At 45.5% G+C, this 15,815-nt stretch carries 17 protein-coding genes (1 of these 17 only partly in view); 13 read left to right on the plus strand and 4 right to left on the minus strand.

Features of this window, described 5'->3' with window-relative positions:
• The 5 genes in view from thiL to tsaD are tightly spaced (at most 15 nt apart) and all read left to right on the plus strand, a layout consistent with a single transcriptional unit that may run on beyond the window.
• Nucleotides 1-49, plus strand: partial view of a thiamine-phosphate kinase gene (gene thiL, locus JNUCC22_RS03145; RefSeq protein ID WP_108654904.1) — the end only. 929 nt of this gene lie to the left of the window's left edge; 49 of the gene's 978 nt are visible here — the last part of the coding sequence; its start codon lies beyond the left edge, outside the window; it ends in the stop codon at nt 47-49.
• Nucleotides 50-64: 15 nt separating this feature from the next.
• The gene (tsaE, locus tag JNUCC22_RS03150; protein WP_025284346.1) at nt 65-541 is read left to right on the plus strand and encodes a tRNA (adenosine(37)-N6)-threonylcarbamoyltransferase complex ATPase subunit type 1 TsaE; all 477 of its coding nucleotides are present in this window, start codon (nt 65-67) and stop codon (nt 539-541) included.
• Nucleotides 522-1,211, plus strand: coding sequence for a tRNA (adenosine(37)-N6)-threonylcarbamoyltransferase complex dimerization subunit type 1 TsaB (tsaB, locus tag JNUCC22_RS03155; RefSeq protein ID WP_108654903.1), 690 nt, complete (start codon nt 522-524; stop codon nt 1,209-1,211). Before tsaE ends, tsaB begins: the two co-directional genes overlap by 20 nt.
• 10 nt (nt 1,212-1,221) lie before the next feature.
• On the plus strand, nt 1,222-1,677 hold the full coding sequence (gene rimI, locus JNUCC22_RS03160) for a ribosomal protein S18-alanine N-acetyltransferase (RefSeq protein WP_003155993.1): 456 nt from the start codon (nt 1,222-1,224) through the stop codon (nt 1,675-1,677).
• Entirely contained in the window at nt 1,670-2,710 is a 1,041-nt protein-coding gene (tsaD, locus tag JNUCC22_RS03165; protein WP_007408855.1) for a tRNA (adenosine(37)-N6)-threonylcarbamoyltransferase complex transferase subunit TsaD, read from the plus strand. Before rimI ends, tsaD begins: the two co-directional genes overlap by 8 nt.
• A 223-nt stretch (nt 2,711-2,933) precedes the next feature.
• Here the strand turns inward: tsaD and JNUCC22_RS03170 are convergent, their stop codons facing one another.
• Nucleotides 2,934-4,862, minus strand: coding sequence for an ABC-F family ATP-binding cassette domain-containing protein (locus tag JNUCC22_RS03170; protein WP_108654902.1), 1,929 nt, complete (start codon nt 4,860-4,862; stop codon nt 2,934-2,936).
• A 139-nt stretch (nt 4,863-5,001) separates the two neighbouring features.
• Between JNUCC22_RS03170 and moaC the strand changes: the two genes are divergently transcribed.
• The 4 genes from moaC to tatC are packed head-to-tail and all read left to right on the plus strand — an operon-like array spanning nt 5,002 to nt 7,112.
• Nucleotides 5,002-5,514: a cyclic pyranopterin monophosphate synthase MoaC gene (moaC, locus tag JNUCC22_RS03175; RefSeq protein WP_039062718.1), complete on the plus strand. Its 513-nt coding sequence runs from the start codon at nt 5,002-5,004 to the stop codon at nt 5,512-5,514.
• Complete coding sequence (locus JNUCC22_RS03180; protein ID WP_003155984.1) at nt 5,511-6,158, plus strand: redox-sensing transcriptional repressor Rex; 648 nt, start codon at nt 5,511-5,513, stop codon at nt 6,156-6,158. The genes moaC and JNUCC22_RS03180 overlap by 4 nt, the downstream gene beginning before the upstream one ends.
• Before the next feature lie 18 nt (nt 6,159-6,176).
• Entirely contained in the window at nt 6,177-6,347 is a 171-nt protein-coding gene (locus tag JNUCC22_RS03185) for a twin-arginine translocase TatA/TatE family subunit (protein ID WP_003155981.1), read from the plus strand.
• A 6-nt stretch (nt 6,348-6,353) separates the two neighbouring features.
• Nucleotides 6,354-7,112 (plus strand): twin-arginine translocase subunit TatC, encoded by a 759-nt coding sequence (tatC, locus tag JNUCC22_RS03190; protein ID WP_007609791.1) that lies wholly within the window; start codon nt 6,354-6,356, stop codon nt 7,110-7,112.
• Nucleotides 7,113-7,149: 37 nt separating this feature from the next.
• Here tatC and JNUCC22_RS03195 read toward each other — a convergent pair whose 3' ends face one another.
• Both JNUCC22_RS03195 and JNUCC22_RS03200 read right to left on the minus strand, forming a co-directional pair.
• Complete coding sequence (locus JNUCC22_RS03195) at nt 7,150-7,341, minus strand: YdiK family protein (RefSeq protein ID WP_003155975.1); 192 nt, start codon at nt 7,339-7,341, stop codon at nt 7,150-7,152.
• The gene (locus JNUCC22_RS03200; RefSeq protein WP_003155972.1) at nt 7,338-8,072 is read right to left on the minus strand and encodes a CPBP family intramembrane glutamic endopeptidase; all 735 of its coding nucleotides are present in this window, start codon (nt 8,070-8,072) and stop codon (nt 7,338-7,340) included. The genes JNUCC22_RS03195 and JNUCC22_RS03200 overlap by 4 nt, the downstream gene beginning before the upstream one ends.
• Before the next feature lie 236 nt (nt 8,073-8,308).
• On the opposite strand from JNUCC22_RS03200, the gene groES reads away from it, so the two are divergent.
• The 3 genes from groES to JNUCC22_RS03215 all read left to right on the plus strand — a co-directional run bounded on the left by groES (nt 8,309) and on the right by JNUCC22_RS03215 (nt 11,907).
• A complete protein-coding gene (groES, locus tag JNUCC22_RS03205) occupies nt 8,309-8,593 on the plus strand; it encodes a co-chaperone GroES (RefSeq protein WP_003155970.1) in 285 nt (94 codons plus the stop codon).
• Between the two features lie 41 nt (nt 8,594-8,634).
• On the plus strand, nt 8,635-10,269 hold the full coding sequence (gene groL, locus JNUCC22_RS03210) for a chaperonin GroEL (protein ID WP_003155941.1): 1,635 nt from the start codon (nt 8,635-8,637) through the stop codon (nt 10,267-10,269).
• A 642-nt stretch (nt 10,270-10,911) separates the two neighbouring features.
• Nucleotides 10,912-11,907, plus strand: a complete 996-nt coding sequence (locus tag JNUCC22_RS03215; protein ID WP_216062118.1) for an alpha/beta hydrolase — start codon at nt 10,912-10,914, stop codon at nt 11,905-11,907.
• Nucleotides 11,908-12,006: 99 nt separating this feature from the next.
• Here the strand turns inward: JNUCC22_RS03215 and JNUCC22_RS03220 are convergent, their stop codons facing one another.
• Nucleotides 12,007-14,496: a tetratricopeptide repeat protein gene (locus JNUCC22_RS03220; RefSeq protein ID WP_216062119.1), complete on the minus strand. Its 2,490-nt coding sequence runs from the start codon at nt 14,494-14,496 to the stop codon at nt 12,007-12,009.
• A gap of 200 nt (nt 14,497-14,696) precedes the next feature.
• Here JNUCC22_RS03220 and gutB point away from each other — a divergent pair, with 200 nt between their 5' ends.
• Nucleotides 14,697-15,758 (plus strand): sorbitol dehydrogenase, encoded by a 1,062-nt coding sequence (gutB, locus tag JNUCC22_RS03225; RefSeq protein ID WP_216062120.1) that lies wholly within the window; start codon nt 14,697-14,699, stop codon nt 15,756-15,758.
• Nucleotides 15,759-15,815 lie beyond the last annotated feature (57 nt).

Below are 15,815 nucleotides of genomic sequence, written 5' to 3' on the forward strand. Positions count from 1 at the left end.
TCAGAGACAAATCGTCCTTGAGAAAAAAGGATACAATCATTTTAAATAAGACGGGTGACTCACTTTGAAGACATTACAATGGAGAACGAAAAACCCCGAAGAAACGAAAGCCGTAGCCAAGCTTGCCGCTTCTTTGGCAAAGCCGGGAGACATTTTGACACTGGAAGGCGACTTAGGCGCGGGAAAAACGACTTTTACAAAGGGTTTTGCCGAAGGACTGGGAATCACGAAAGTGGTAAACAGCCCGACTTTTACAATTATAAAAGAATACCATGACGGTTCGCTTCCTCTATATCATATGGATGTGTATCGTATGGAGGATGAAAGCGAAGACTTAGGGCTTGAAGAATATTTTGAGGGACAAGGCGTCTGTTTAATTGAATGGGCTCATTTAATTCAGGATCAGCTGCCTGCTGAACGGCTGCAGATCGTCATCACAAGAGCCGGTGATGAGGCAAGGGACATTACCTTTACGGCTTGCGGAACACGGTATGAAACGCTTTGTGAGGAGATAAATAAACATGACAATACTGGCAATTGATACGTCAAATTACACACTGGGTGCCGCGCTCGTTCGTGACAAAACGGTGATGGCGGAGTATATTACATATTTAAAAAAGAATCATTCCGTGCGGGCCATGCCTGCTGTCAATTCATTGCTGAAGGATTGCGGCCTAACACCGCAGGACCTTACGAAAATAGCGGTGGCGAAAGGACCGGGATCGTACACAGGTGTCAGAATCGGCGTGACGCTGGCAAAAACATTGGCATGGTCGCTGAAGCTTCCGGTTTCCGCTGTCTCGAGTCTGGAGGTGCTGGCGGCTAACGGACGGCACTTTCGAGGACTGATCTGCCCGTTATTTGATGCCCGGCGCGGACAGGTATATACGGGACTTTATGAATATCAGGACGGCCGATTACAATCCGTTCTTCCAGATCAGAATGTCCTTTTGACTGATTGGCTCGGCATGCTGAAAGAAAAAGCGTCTCCGGTTTTATTTTTAGGACACGATACAGCCATTCATGAAGAAACCATTCTGCATGAATTGACATCTCAAGCAGTGATTGGACCGGCTGCACAGCATAATCCGCGGCCGTCAGAGCTGGCGTTTTTAGGCTTGGAAAAAGAGGATGCGGATGTCCACAGCCTTGTTCCGGATTATTTGCGTCTGGCAGAGGCTGAAGCGAAATGGATGGAATCTCAAAAATAGGGTGATAGGGATGAAAACGAAAACGGCGATTCGAAGCATGCGTCCGGAAGATATTGATCAAATTTATGAAATTGAAACAGCATCCTTTACTTCTCCGTGGACGAAGGATTCATTTTATCATGAGCTTTTGGAAAATCCGTATGCCCACTACCTTGTCATTGAAAAGGACGGCTGTCTGGCGGGGTATTGCGGAATCTGGATTATTATAGATGACGCGCAGATTACGAACATAGCCATTAAGCCGGAATATCGGGGCCAATCATTGGGAGAAGCGCTGTTTCGCTCTGCGATAGAATTGTGCAGAGAAAAAAAGGCAAGAAGGCTCTCTCTCGAAGTCAGGGTCTCAAATCATCCCGCCCAATCCTTATATAAAAAATTCGGTCTTCAGGCCGGAGGAATCAGAAAACAATACTATACAGATAACGGAGAAGATGCGTTATTAATGTGGGTGACATTACATGAGTGAAAAACAAGATATTTATGTATTAGGAATCGAAACAAGCTGTGATGAAACAGCGGCCTCAGTCGTAAAAAACGGGAATGAAATTATTTCAAACGTTGTCGCTTCTCAAATTGAAAGCCATAAACGTTTCGGCGGGGTCGTGCCTGAAATAGCGTCCAGACATCATGTGGAGCAGATTACCCTTGTGATTGAGGAAGCTCTTTCAAAAGCGGAGATGGGCTTTGATGATCTTGATGCGATTGCCGTAACGGAAGGACCCGGACTTGTCGGAGCCCTGTTAATCGGAGTCAATGCGGCAAAGGCGTTAAGCTTTGCCCATCAAATACCGTTAGTCGGCGTCCATCACATCGCGGGCCATATTTATGCAAACAGGCTGATAGGAGAGCTTCAATTCCCGGCGCTTGCTTTGGTTGTGTCAGGCGGACATACGGAATTGGTTTATATGAAAGAGCACGGTTCATTCGAGGTTATCGGTGAAACGCTGGATGATGCCGCAGGCGAAGCTTACGACAAAGTGGCAAGAACGATGGGGCTTCCTTATCCGGGAGGGCCGCAGATTGATAAGCTGGCTGCTGTTGGAACGGATTCCATTCCGCTTCCGCGTGCGTGGCTGGAAGAAGGGTCTTACAATTTCAGCTTCAGCGGCCTGAAGTCAGCCGTGATTAACACGCTTCATAACGCCTCGCAAAAAAATGAGGTGATTCCTCCGGAGGATCTTGCCGCAAGCTTTCAGCAGAGTGTCATTGATGTACTGACGGCAAAAACCTCTAAGGCCGCGAAAGAATACGGGGTTAAACAAGTGCTGCTGGCAGGGGGCGTAGCCGCTAACAAAGGGCTGAGAGCCGCACTGCAGCAGGAATTCAGTCATTCGGGAGATCCCGAGCTTATCATCCCGCCGCTTTCTTTATGCACGGACAATGCAGCGATGATTGCGGCTGCCGGAACCGTTGCTTTTGAAAAGGGGATTCGGGGCTCATATGATATGAACGGACAGCCCGGCTTGGAATTAACATCCTTTGATCGTCTCACGTTGTAAAACGTGAGGCTTTTTTTTACTTATTAACAGATAATTCTAACATATCCACAGGATTGTGAATATATCCAGAAATCCAGGCTGGATAAGAGGCTATAAGTTGTTAGTAAAGTGGATAAAGTCAGAAAATTTTGTGGATAGTGTGTATAACACGCTTACTTACATGGCTGACAAGGAGGATAGCTGTGGATAAAAAAGCACCCCTTAAAGAGGTGCTTGACTTTTTCTATTCTTCTGAGGAGAGTTCCTCCCATTCTGCTAATAAGTTTTCGAGCTCTTGATTCAGAGCTTCATTCTCCGCGTGAATGGTCTGTACCTTTTCATGATCCTGATACACGTCAGGATCGCACAGAAGCTCCTCATTGGCGCTGATTTTCTCTTCGGCGGATGAGACGGCTGTTTCAATTTCTTCAATGCGTCTCAGGCGCTGCCGTTCTTTCTTCTTCCATTCTTTTTCTTCCTCGTAAGTTCTTTTCGTATCCTGTTTAACCTTGCCGGCAGGCTGAGCCTGCTCCTTTTCCTGCCGCTTCATTTCTTCCAGTTCCAGCTGCTGGGCTTTTTTCTCGGTGTAATAGTCATAGTCTCCCAAATATTCTTCTGCATGATCAGGTGACAGCTCCAGCACTCTTGTGGCGATCCTGTTAATAAAGTAGCGGTCATGCGATACAAATAACAGTGTTCCCGGGTAGTCGATCAGGGCGTTTTCCAGCACTTCTTTACTGTCCAGATCAAGGTGGTTTGTCGGTTCATCAAGGATGAGAAAGTTTGCTTTTTGCAGCATCAGCTTTGCAAGCGCGACTCTTGCTTTCTCACCGCCGCTTAGAGAACGGACAGGTTTCAGGACATCGTCTCCGCTGAACAGGAAGTTGCCGAGGCATGTCCTGATCTCTTTTTCCGGCATGTCCGGATATTCATCCCACAGCTCGTCCAGCACGCGTTTGGACGAGGTCAGTTCAGCCTGCTCCTGATCGTAATAGCCGATTGTGACATTGGAACCGTACGTGATCGACCCGGATTCCGGGCTGAGCGTGTTCATAATGGTTTTCAGCAAGGTTGATTTGCCGATTCCGTTCGGTCCGACGAGGGCGGCGCTTTCGCCTCTTGTAATGCCGAAGGTCAGGTTTTTCAAGAGCGGCGGCTGGCCGTCATAGCTGATGGAAACATCCTGTACGCGCAGGACGTCGTTTCCGCTCTGTTTTGTAATGTCAAAACGGAAGGCGGCTGATTTTTCATCCCCGAGCGGCTTTGCCATGACGTCCATCCGTTCAAGCTGTTTTCGTCTGCTTTGGGCTCTTTTCGTTGTAGAAGCTCTGGCCAGATTGCGGTCGACAAAATCTTGAAGCTTGGCGATTTCGTCCTGCTGTTTTTCATACAGCTTCAGGTCTTTCTCATACTGCTCAGCTTTTTGTTCTAAATAGGCGCTGTAGTTGCCGAGATATTTTTTACTTTCTGTCCGTGAGACCTCGTACACTTGGCTGACGACTTTATCAAGAAAGTATCTGTCGTGGGAGACGATCAGAATGGCGCCTGAATATCCCTGTAAATAATGCTCAAGCCATGTAAGCGTATCGATGTCGAGATGGTTCGTCGGTTCATCCAGAATAAGCAGATCAGGCTGGGTCAGCAGCAGCTTTCCGAGCGCAAGCCTTGTTTTCTGACCGCCGCTCAGGCTTTGCACTTTCACGGTATCGTCAAATTTTCCGAAGCCGAGGCCGTGAAGGATAGATCGGACATCCGCTTCATATTGATAGCCGCCTTTATCCTTGAAATCCTGCTGAAGCCTGTCATAGGTTTTCATCAGCGTCTCAAGCTCCGCGGGGGCGGCCGTGGCCATCTTTTCTTCAATAGAGCGCATCTCTTTTTCCATTGCTTTCAGGAAATCAAAAACGCTCAGCAGTTCTTCTTTTATGGTAAGCTGGGATTCCAAGCCTGTGTGCTGGGCGAGATATCCCATCGTTAATTCTTTCGGTTTGATTAATTCACCCTTTTCATATGAAAGGTGACCTGCGATAATTTTAAGGAGAGTTGATTTGCCGGCTCCGTTTCTGCCTACTATGGCGATGCGATCCCGAGATCTGACTTCAAGCTTTATATTGTTTAAAATAGGATCAGCGCCAAAAGATTTGGATAGCTGATTAATTTGTAAGATCATCATATTATTTCACCTCTGTTATAATAAGTTAAGTGTAGCTTATCAACCTGCTGTCAGCAAACAATACATCAGAATTGGAACATTATAGGATAAGACATCAGGGAGAAAATAGTGTATGATCAGAAGTAAGGAGAGTTTAAATATGAATGGATTTTCTCATTTTAATGAAGAAGGCCGTGCCCGCATGGTGGATATAAGCGATAAATCTTCAACAGTCCGTACTGCCGCTGCGATATCCAGCGTACACATGAAGCATGACGTGTACAGCAGAATCAAAAACCGCGAGATCGGAAAAGGAGACGTGCTGGCTGTCGCACAGGTGGCCGGAATTATGGCCGCAAAACAGACGTCAGCGATTATCCCGATGTGCCACCCGCTTTCTTTAAGCAGCGTCGACATTTCATTCAGCTGGGAGGAAAAGGATTCCGAAGCCGTTCTTCATATACAGGCAAGCGTAAAAACGAAAGGGAGTACAGGTGTGGAAATGGAAGCGCTAACTTCCGCTTCAGTCTGCGCTTTGACCGTTTATGATATGTGCAAGGCGCTGGATAAAGGAATGGTCATCGGCCCGACCTGCCTCATGGAAAAAACAGGAGGCAAAAACGGTGATTTTAAAAGAGATGCATCTGAGTATAAAGTGGAGGACCAATCATGAACAAGGATCAATCAAAAATTCCACAGGCGACGGCAAAACGGCTGCCGCTTTATTATCGCTTTTTAAAGAATTTACACGCGTCAGGAAAGCAGCGTGTTTCATCAGCTGAACTGAGCGACGCGGTAAAAGTCGATTCGGCCACGATCCGCCGGGATTTTTCCTATTTCGGGGCGCTCGGCAAAAAAGGATACGGCTATAATGTGGATTACCTGCTGTCATTTTTCAGAAAAACACTGGATCAGGATGAAACGACGAACGTCATTTTGATCGGTGTCGGGAATTTAGGGACGGCGTTTCTTCACTATAATTTCACAAAAAATAATAACACAAAAATATCTATGGCTTTTGATGTGAATCAGAGTAAAATAGGAACTGAGGTAGGCGGTGTGCCTGTCTTTGATCTTAATGATTTAGAGCTTCACATTAAAGATGAACCCGTGGCGATTCTTACCGTTCCGGCGGTTGCCGCCCAGTCAATCACCGACCGGCTCGTGTCGCTCGGAATCAAGGGAATCCTTAACTTTACGCCGGCCCGTTTGAATGTGCCGGATCACATTCGAATTCATCATATAGATTTAGCTGTAGAGCTTCAATCATTGGTTTATTTCTTGAAGCATTATTCTGTTTTGGAAGAAATTGAATAGCGAAAGGAGGAGCTGCACATGATCGGTCCTGGAAGCCTGGCGGTTATCGGTGTGGTGGCGGTGATTATTTTCGGTCCGAAGAAGCTTCCCGAATTAGGAAAAGCAGCGGGGGACACGCTTCGTGAATTTAAGAACGCTACTAAGGGATTAGCCGGTGAAGAAGAGGAAAAAAAGAAAGAAGAACAGTAAGATAGGATGACGCGTATGAGAGTGAATCAAATGACGCTTGTGGAGCATATTGCCGAACTTCGGAAACGATTGCTGATTGTGGCGTTATCCTTTACGGTTTTCTTTATTGCCGGCTTTTTTCTGGCAAAACCTATCATTGTGTATCTTCAAAAAGCCGATGAAGTAAAAGAGCTCACCCTTAATGCTTTTAACCTGACGGATCCGCTGTTTATCTTTTTGCAGTTCGCGTTTATCATCGGCATCATTTTGACTTCGCCGATTATTCTCTATCAGATTTGGGCGTTTGTCAGCCCGGGTCTGTATGAGAAGGAGCGCAAAGTAACACTCAGCTATATTCCGATTTCGATCGTGCTGTTTGTCGGCGGTGTGTCGTTTTCTTATTATATTTTATTTCCGCTGGTCGTTGATTTTATGAAGCGGGTCTCGAATGACCTCGATGTCAACCAGGTGATCGGGATTACCGAGTACTTTCATTTTCTGCTGCAGCTGACGATTCCGTTCGGACTGCTGTTTCAGATGCCGGTGCTGATCATGTTTTTAACGAGACTCGGTGTTATCACGCCGAGGTTTTTATCAAAGATCAGGAAGTACGCGTATTTTGTGCTGCTTGTGATCGCCGCGATGATTGCGCCGCCTGAGCTGCTGTCTCACTTGATGATTACCATTCCGCTTTGCATTTTATACGAGATCAGTATCCTGATTTCAAAAGCGGCGTATCGGAAAAGGCAGACCGGCAGTGAATCCGATCAGGACGTATCAGCATAAAAAAGCCATTTCTCAATGATGAGAAATGGCTTTTCTTTTATTTTTGATTTTTTTTCACTTTAAATGAGAAGGCGAACATTTTAAACGAGATGCTGATATTATAAGCGGCGAAAACCATCAGCAGTATGGAATAAAAAGACCACATGCTTCCCGGAGAGCTTGCGGCCAAATACGTAAAGATACAGCCGACTGCGAAATAAATCAAGCCCCAAGTCATTGGGTTTCTCATACAAACAATCCTCCAATAATTAATTGCATTTGCTCACTATGCTGTTCAATATATTTTTGGGCGGGGCCGAGCTGCATGACCACGACAATGGTATTCATCATGACATGGGCGAATATCGGCACAATAATCCGTTTCGTCTGCACATACAAGAACGCAAAGGTAAAGCCCATGGCCGTATACAGCAGCAGGTGCGTGAGGTCTTGATGCACAATGCCGAAAATGACGGAACTGATCAGTCCGGCGATAAAGAAATTCGTTTTTTCATATAATACACCGAAGATGATCTTCCGGAAAATGATTTCTTCAAGAATCGGCCCGACGATAGAAGAAACGATAATCATGAGCGGCATGGCTTTAATAATGTTGAGAATGGCTTTGGTGTTTTCGGAACCGCTGCCCACATGAAAGACATACTGCTCAATCATCCCGGCGATTCCCTGAGAAAATAAAGCGAGCCATATTCCCGCGACTGCCCAGAGAACGGACATGCCGGCGGATGCTTTCTTCCCGTTTCTTAATGTCTGCTTCGGCGCGGTTCTCAAAATCAAGAGAACGATAATCAGGCAGATAAAAAAGCTTACGACGGAATAAATCCCCTGAGCCATGGTGAGATTCGCATTCGTAGGGTGCCCGCCCGCATAGCCGAATTTGTACATTAAAGGAATGCCGATCAATGCGGAAAGCTGCATGATAACATATGTCAAAATGATATACCAATACTGTTTTCTCAAATGATATGTACTCCTTTATCCTATAAAATCAACTTATTTGTTCTTATTGTAACACAAGTGAACTTGACGTGAAAAAAGGAGAAAATCAGTGTAAGAGAGAATCATGTAAGCGTGAAAATTTTTTATTCTTATGACTTGAAATTGGAAGTGAGATTCTTTATTATAATAACTGTGTTAGCACTCTTTAGAGCTGAGTGCTAAAATTACATATTCATACTATTGAGGAGGTTATTACATTGTTAAAGCCATTAGGTGATCGCGTTGTCATTGAACTCGTAGAATCTGAAGAAAAAACTGCCAGCGGAATCGTATTACCGGATTCTGCAAAAGAAAAGCCGCAAGAAGGCAAAATCGTGGCAGCCGGTTCAGGTCGCGTGTTGGAAAGCGGAGAGCGCGTTGCTTTAGAAGTAAAAGAGGGCGACCGCATTATCTTCTCAAAATACGCCGGTACTGAAGTGAAATACGAAGGTACTGAATACTTAATCTTACGTGAAAGCGACATTTTAGCTGTTATCGGCTAAGCAAATAAATATTTTTAAAAATTCGAGGAGGTTTCGTTAACATGGCAAAAGATATTAAGTTTAGTGAAGAAGCACGCCGCGCTATGCTTCGCGGTGTCGATGCGCTTGCTGACGCTGTAAAAGTAACTTTAGGGCCAAAAGGACGCAACGTGGTTCTGGAGAAAAAATTCGGTTCTCCATTAATTACAAATGACGGTGTGACAATCGCAAAAGAAATTGAACTTGAAGATGCGTTTGAAAACATGGGTGCGAAGCTTGTAGCTGAAGTAGCCAGCAAAACAAACGACGTTGCCGGTGACGGTACGACGACTGCGACTGTACTTGCGCAGGCTATGATCCGCGAAGGCCTTAAAAACGTAACTGCGGGGGCTAACCCTGTCGGCGTGCGTAAAGGTATGGAACAAGCCGTGACTGTAGCAATCGAAAACTTAAAAGAAATTTCTAAGCCGATCGAAGGCAAAGAGTCTATCGCTCAGGTTGCTGCGATCTCTGCTGCTGATGAGGAAGTCGGAAGCCTTATCGCTGAAGCAATGGAGCGCGTAGGAAACGACGGCGTCATCACAATCGAAGAGTCTAAAGGATTCACAACTGAGCTTGAAGTTGTTGAAGGTATGCAATTCGACCGCGGATATGCGTCTCCTTACATGGTGACTGACTCTGATAAGATGGAAGCGGTTCTTGACAATCCTTACATCTTAATCACAGACAAAAAAATCACAAACATTCAAGAAATCCTTCCTGTGCTTGAGCAAGTTGTACAGCAAGGCAAACCATTGCTTCTGATCGCTGAAGATGTTGAAGGTGAAGCTCTTGCTACACTCGTTGTCAACAAACTTCGCGGCACATTCAACGCTGTAGCCGTTAAAGCTCCTGGCTTCGGTGACCGCCGTAAAGCAATGCTTGAAGACATCTCTGTTCTTACAGGCGGAGAAGTGATCACAGAAGACTTAGGCCTTGACCTGAAATCTACTGAAATCGGACAATTGGGACGCGCTTCTAAAGTTGTGGTAACGAAAGAAAACACAACAATCGTAGAAGGCGCAGGCGACACTGAAAAAATCGCTGCACGCGTCAACCAAATCCGCGCTCAAGTGGAAGAAACAACTTCTGAATTCGACAGAGAAAAATTACAAGAGCGTCTTGCGAAACTTGCAGGCGGCGTAGCTGTCATCAAAGTCGGCGCTGCGACTGAAACTGAGCTGAAAGAGCGTAAACTTCGCATCGAAGACGCCCTCAACTCAACTCGCGCAGCTGTTGAAGAAGGCATCGTATCCGGCGGTGGTACAGCGCTTGTCAACGTATACAACAAAGTCGCTGCAGTTGAAGCTGAAGGCGATGCGCAAACAGGTATCAACATCGTGCTTCGCGCGCTTGAAGAGCCGATCCGTCAAATCGCGCACAATGCAGGTCTTGAAGGATCTGTCATCGTTGAGCGCCTGAAAAACGAAAAAATCGGCGTAGGCTTCAATGCTGCAACCGGCGAATGGGTAAACATGATCGAAAAAGGTATCGTTGACCCGACAAAAGTGACACGTTCTGCTCTGCAAAACGCAGCTTCTGTAGCAGCAATGCTCTTAACAACTGAAGCCGTTGTCGCTGACAAACCGGAAGAAAACGCCGGCGGCGCAGGAATGCCTGACATGGGCGGCATGGGCGGTATGGGCGGAATGATGTAAAGCGACAAAAAAACCTTGATTTACAAGGGTTTGTCGGCAACGGACGTCATTTTTAATGCCCTCTTGATGCCATTTAACTTTTCGAGGCTTCTCATGAGTTCACCGAACTTGTGAGAAGCTTCTTTTTTGTCTTTTGTAGTTTGATTTTTTCAGCACTATTCTATATCGATTTTTCAATAGTTTTGATAATCCCGATATGAACTATTCAATTGACCAAAATACAAAATTCCACCGGCTCAGGTTCCTGTTTACGTCTTCTTTAACAAACGCCTTACGATAACTTCAGTAAACTGCATTTCTGTTATGATAATAAAAAGGGTATGAAAATTATTTGTCAAAACCTCTGTTATATATCTCTCTATTGCAGACAGAACCTCTCATACGACAAAAAAAGCTACAGTTATCTAAATAAACAGTGTCACCAACTCTCTTAGACGGAAATGTCTATTTGTGTTGCTTTTTTTAGCTACTAAACGACGATGTTTTCCTTTTTAGAAACTAGTCTTTTATGTTAAAGCAACAGAATAATGATATCCGATCCCAAAAATTCACTGTCGATGGAGTTAGATTCTTGATGAAATCCGTCCCAACTCTATGGAGACAGACAATCCAATTATCAACTCTATCAAGGAGGACTTAAAAGTGCATTTTTCAGGAATTATAGATCGTTTGGCTTTATATGATTTACATAGAAAAAGAAGCAAAGATACACATTTTTCGTCTGCTTTTACAGCTAATGCAGATGATAGAGAGGAATTTTACAGTGCAAATATAGCTGATGTTTCAATTGATTTGAATGAATCTAAAAAATTTTATAGAGTTGGAACATTTAGTTATGAATCCTTAATTCAATCTGGAAATCCTGTTAATGATACTTTAAAAGGGGAGATTTTTTTAAATGAAAATGATATAGAGCCACCCAATGTCATCTTTGTACACGGCTGGCGCATGGATTCGTACAATAGGATCAAAAAAATATTTCATAATCGTATAATGAACGATTTAGGATGGAACATGTATTATTATTCTCTTCCATACCATTTTGAAAGAGAACCGGAAAATTCACTGTATAGTGGCGAGTTGATGATTAGTGCAAATATTAATCGTACAATTGAGTCGACAAGACAGGCCATTGTAGATTTACGGGCGTTAATTCACTGGATAAAAGCAAATAAAAAAGGCCCTGTTATCATAGTGGGAGTAAGCTTAGGGGGATGGGTCACTAATCTAATTGCTACCCTAGAATCTCAAATTGATGTAGTCTTATCCATCTTTTATGCCAATCGCCTTTCTTATTCGATATGGAACACGATCCCAGGTAAATACATAAGAGAAGAATTAGAACAAAATGGTGTGACCTATGAAGATTTAATAAAATATTGGAATATCACAGATCCTAGTCAAACCTTGCCGAAAGTAAAAAAAGACAACATTCTGTTGATTTCTGCTAAACATGATCAATATATTGACTTAAAAGATGCAGATTATTTATGGGAAAGTTGGGGGAAACCCACAAGATACGTCTACAATTGTGGTCATTCAGGCATTGTTCTTTGCCATAATAAGCTGGCAAATGATACGCTTTCCTTTATACGAGAAAGAATACATACGGGAAAACCTGGTTCAATACATTTGTAGACCTTAATAAGAAACGAAAGGCCAACTGCGACTTCAATTGGCCTTTCCTATTTATAATGAAGAAACTGAGTGAGATTGCTGACAGAACTACTATGCGTACTAGTCGTTTTCTTTAATCATCTTTTCCAGCTGCTCCACCTCACCCCGAATCCCAATCCCAGGCTCCCACGAATCAATCAAACGAATCGCCTTCTGATTCGATTCCATCGCTTTCTTATTTTCTCCTTTACGATACAAGAGCTGTGCCATTCCGTAATAGTAATAGATCAACTCAACTTGATTGGCGTTGTGTTTGTCATAGAGCATCTGCTCAAAGGCTTTTTCCGCTTTTTCGAGCTGATCACACTTTACGTAAGCCATGCCCAGGTTGAAATAGGCTTCTATTGTTTTTTCGCCGCCGTATGCGGCGCTGGTTGTGTTTGCCGCTTCGTATAATGTGATGGCTTCTTCGTAGTGAGAGCGGGCGAAACTCAGGTCGCCGCGGACCAGAAGAACCCTGTGCCGGATAATGGGGGAGACGGGCTGATCTTTGATGCCGTCCAGCATTGCTGCCGCTTTTTTCGGTTCTCCGATTTTTAACAGCAGCCTCGATTGCAGGGCGGTTCCCCATACTTTCAAGTCGTCGTGATCCGGCGCGCCTGATTGTTCGAGTATCTTCAGGCCGGCTTCTATTTGCCTGAGAGCTCTGTCTGAATCGTTGACTTCCATCAGCGCCCAGCCTGCCGTGTCGATCCGAAAGTAAGCTTCCCGCGTGTGTTCGCCTGATTGACGGGCGGCATCGGCAGCTTTTAATCCGTATTCGATTCGCAGGGGCAGGTTGATTCTGCTAAGAAAATGGCTGATGCGGATGATGAGCTTGATCAGGATGTCATGTTGTCCGGTTTCGCTCGACCATTCGATGACCTTTAGGATGTTCGGCCATTCCTTTTTCATTTGCGCTAAGTTCCGTCCCAACAAGTAGCTCCAATAGACAGAATTGGGCTGTTCCCGTTTTAAATGGGTATCCGCATAATCAATATAATAATGCGCCCAGCGGCTGCAGGCTTCTTTTGCAAATTCGTGATTTTCGGATAAGTGCTGTTCTCCGTAAGCGACAACGGTTTGATGGGCTGCGTATTGAATTCTTCCTTCGCTTCGTTCCGGCTGTATTAAAGCATATGACCGCATTTGCTCAATGGCGTAATGAAACCGCCGAACGTCTAATCCGGCCGCTTGAGCCAAGCTTTTTTCATCAGGGGGCTTAGCGAAAAAGCAAAGTGTCTGCCATAGTTTTCGTGTGTCTTCATGACATCTGTCCCATGTGCGGCCAAAGAGAACCTCAAACAATTCCAATAATGAGTAGCCCGCTTGTTTAAGTTCTTGAATGAGCTGGGGAGCGGGGATGTCGTCGTCTGACATGTATGCAATGCTCAGTGCCATGGCCTTCGGGTTGCCGGCGGCTGCCGAGACGAATTCATTCTTAAGGTCAGGCGATAGCCGCAACAGCTGCTCCAGCTTTTCCCGTTTTTGCGGGAGGTTGCATGTTTGCAGACAGCGGTGCACTTCTTGATGGAAAAATTCAAGGGCATCCGTTTGTTCAAGGCCGCTCAGCTGGATGGCCGCCAGTTCCCCGAGGCCGTCCCGGTATGTCTGTTTTACGTTTTCCCGTGCCGTAAGGAGAACTTTTACACCTTGCGGAAGGCCGATGATAAATTCGTGAATGTCACGTTCCGCTGTATCAATGCAGTCAACGATCAGCAATACCGGTGTTTCATTTGAATGAGCGGCTAATGCATTGCGGACGACGAACCGTTTTTCGTTGATTGATTTGTCGATTTGTTCGGTGCGTCCGAGCTGATAGGCGATCGTGTTTAAAAAATCGCTGAAGCTCAATCCTTTCCAGTCAGCGCTGATCCAGATGATGCTGTTGAATGCCGGCCAATCTGGTGAACCGCCGGCACAAAGGTAGGCTGCTTCAAGAGCAATCGTTGTTTTCCCCATGCCGGCCCAGCCTGTGATTAAACAGACCTGTGACGGAGACAGCATCCATTGCCGGATTGCTTCCATATCAAAGCCGCGTCCGATAAAGTTCCCGGTCCGGCGTGACGGTAAGTTATGCGTGACGGGCTGTTCTGTAAGCGCATTCGTTTCATGGCCGGGTCTGTCATGAAACAGCCGCTTTACTGCTTTTTCAACATCTTCATCACTCGGCGCTCCGAATGATCCGTCTTTTTGGAGCACTTTTGCTTTTTTTAGACAAGACGCCGTCCAAACGGGCAATGCGGGTTTGATGACGGGAATGGTGGTGGTTTCCAGAAGGCCGGTCAGCCATTCAGGATCCATATCAGTCTTTTCTATAATGATCCAGATCATGCCGAACAGCTTTCCGTCGTCAATTCGTCCGGGAATGTAGTTTGCGCCCATCTGTCCGATCCAGCTTTTGATCGTGTTAGAGGAAACGCCTAATCGGAGTGCGATTTGATCTATATAAGACTGTCCGGATTTTACGTTCTTTGTCCTTTTAATTTTGAAATCAGGATGATGTTTCAGCGATTTGACGGCAGGTGCCAGCAGTTCTGCAAATTGTGCCCGGTTTTCAAGTTCAGCCATTAGCCTGCACCTCCTATTAGTACTATTTTATCAATTCAGTGTTTTTTGTATATGAAAAAATAAAAAGTACAGTGCGGCTGTCCTTTTATACAGCAGGAAAGGCTGTTGTACGTCTTGAAAAGCAGATAAAATAGGGGCAGTAATAGAGAAAACAAAAATGTATGCACTTACATTTCAAAGCAGAGAAAGGATTTTGCCAAATGACTCACACAGTGCCTCAAAACATGAAAGCGGCGGTTATGCACAACACGAGAGAAATCAAAATCGAAACATTGCCCGTGCCTGACATCAATCATGATGAAGTGTTGATTAAGGTGATGGCTGTCGGAATTTGCGGATCTGATCTGCATTACTATACAAATGGCAGAATAGGCAATTATGTAGTGGAAAAACCATTTATCCTCGGTCATGAATGCGCGGGAGAAATTGCCGCCGTCGGATCGTCTGTCGATCAATTTAAAATAGGAGACCGGGTCGCCGTCGAACCCGGTGTCACATGCGGGCGCTGTGAAGCGTGCAAAGAAGGGCGTTATAATCTTTGCCCGGATGTACAGTTTTTGGCGACACCGCCGGTTGACGGCGCGTTTGTCCAATATATCAAAATGCGCCAGGACTTTGTTTTTTCGATTCCGGATTCACTTTCCTATGAAGATGCGGCTTTGATCGAACCGTTTTCTGTCGGCATTCATGCGGCCGCGAGAACGAAGCTTCAGCCCGGTTCCACGGTTGCGATCATGGGCATGGGTCCTGTGGGGCTGATGGCCGTTGCGGCAGCTAAAGCATACGGGGCAGGCACAATCATTGTGACCGACTTGGAGCCGCTGCGGTTAGAAGCTGCGAAAAAAATGGGAGCGACTCATGTCATCAATGTCCGGGAACAGGATGCCGGTGAAGAAATCAAAACGATCACGAATGGCAGAGGCGTTGATGCTGCCTGGGAAACAGCGGGGAATCCGGCGGCATTGCAATCCGCACTGGCTTCCGTGCGCCGGGGCGGAAAACTGGCGATTGTCGGTTTGCCTTCTCAGAACGAGATTCCGCTCAATGTGCCGTTTATTGCAGATAACGAGATTGATATATACGGAATCTTCCGTTATGCGAATACGTATCCGAAGGGAATTGAATTTCTCGCTTCCGGCATAGTGGACACGAAGCACCTTATAACGGACCAATATCCGCTGGAGAAGACGCAAGAGGCGATGGAACGGGCCTTTCAATACAAAAATGAATGCTTAAAAGTGATGGTGTATCCAAATCGCTGAGTGAACGGGGAGGATCTTTGCATTCTCCCTCTTGCCTATCAAAAATGAAAACGGATT

Origin of the sequence: Bacillus sp. JNUCC-22, from assembly GCF_018861275.1 — a bacterium.
In the GTDB taxonomy this organism is placed as follows: domain Bacteria; phylum Bacillota; class Bacilli; order Bacillales; family Bacillaceae; genus Bacillus; species Bacillus velezensis.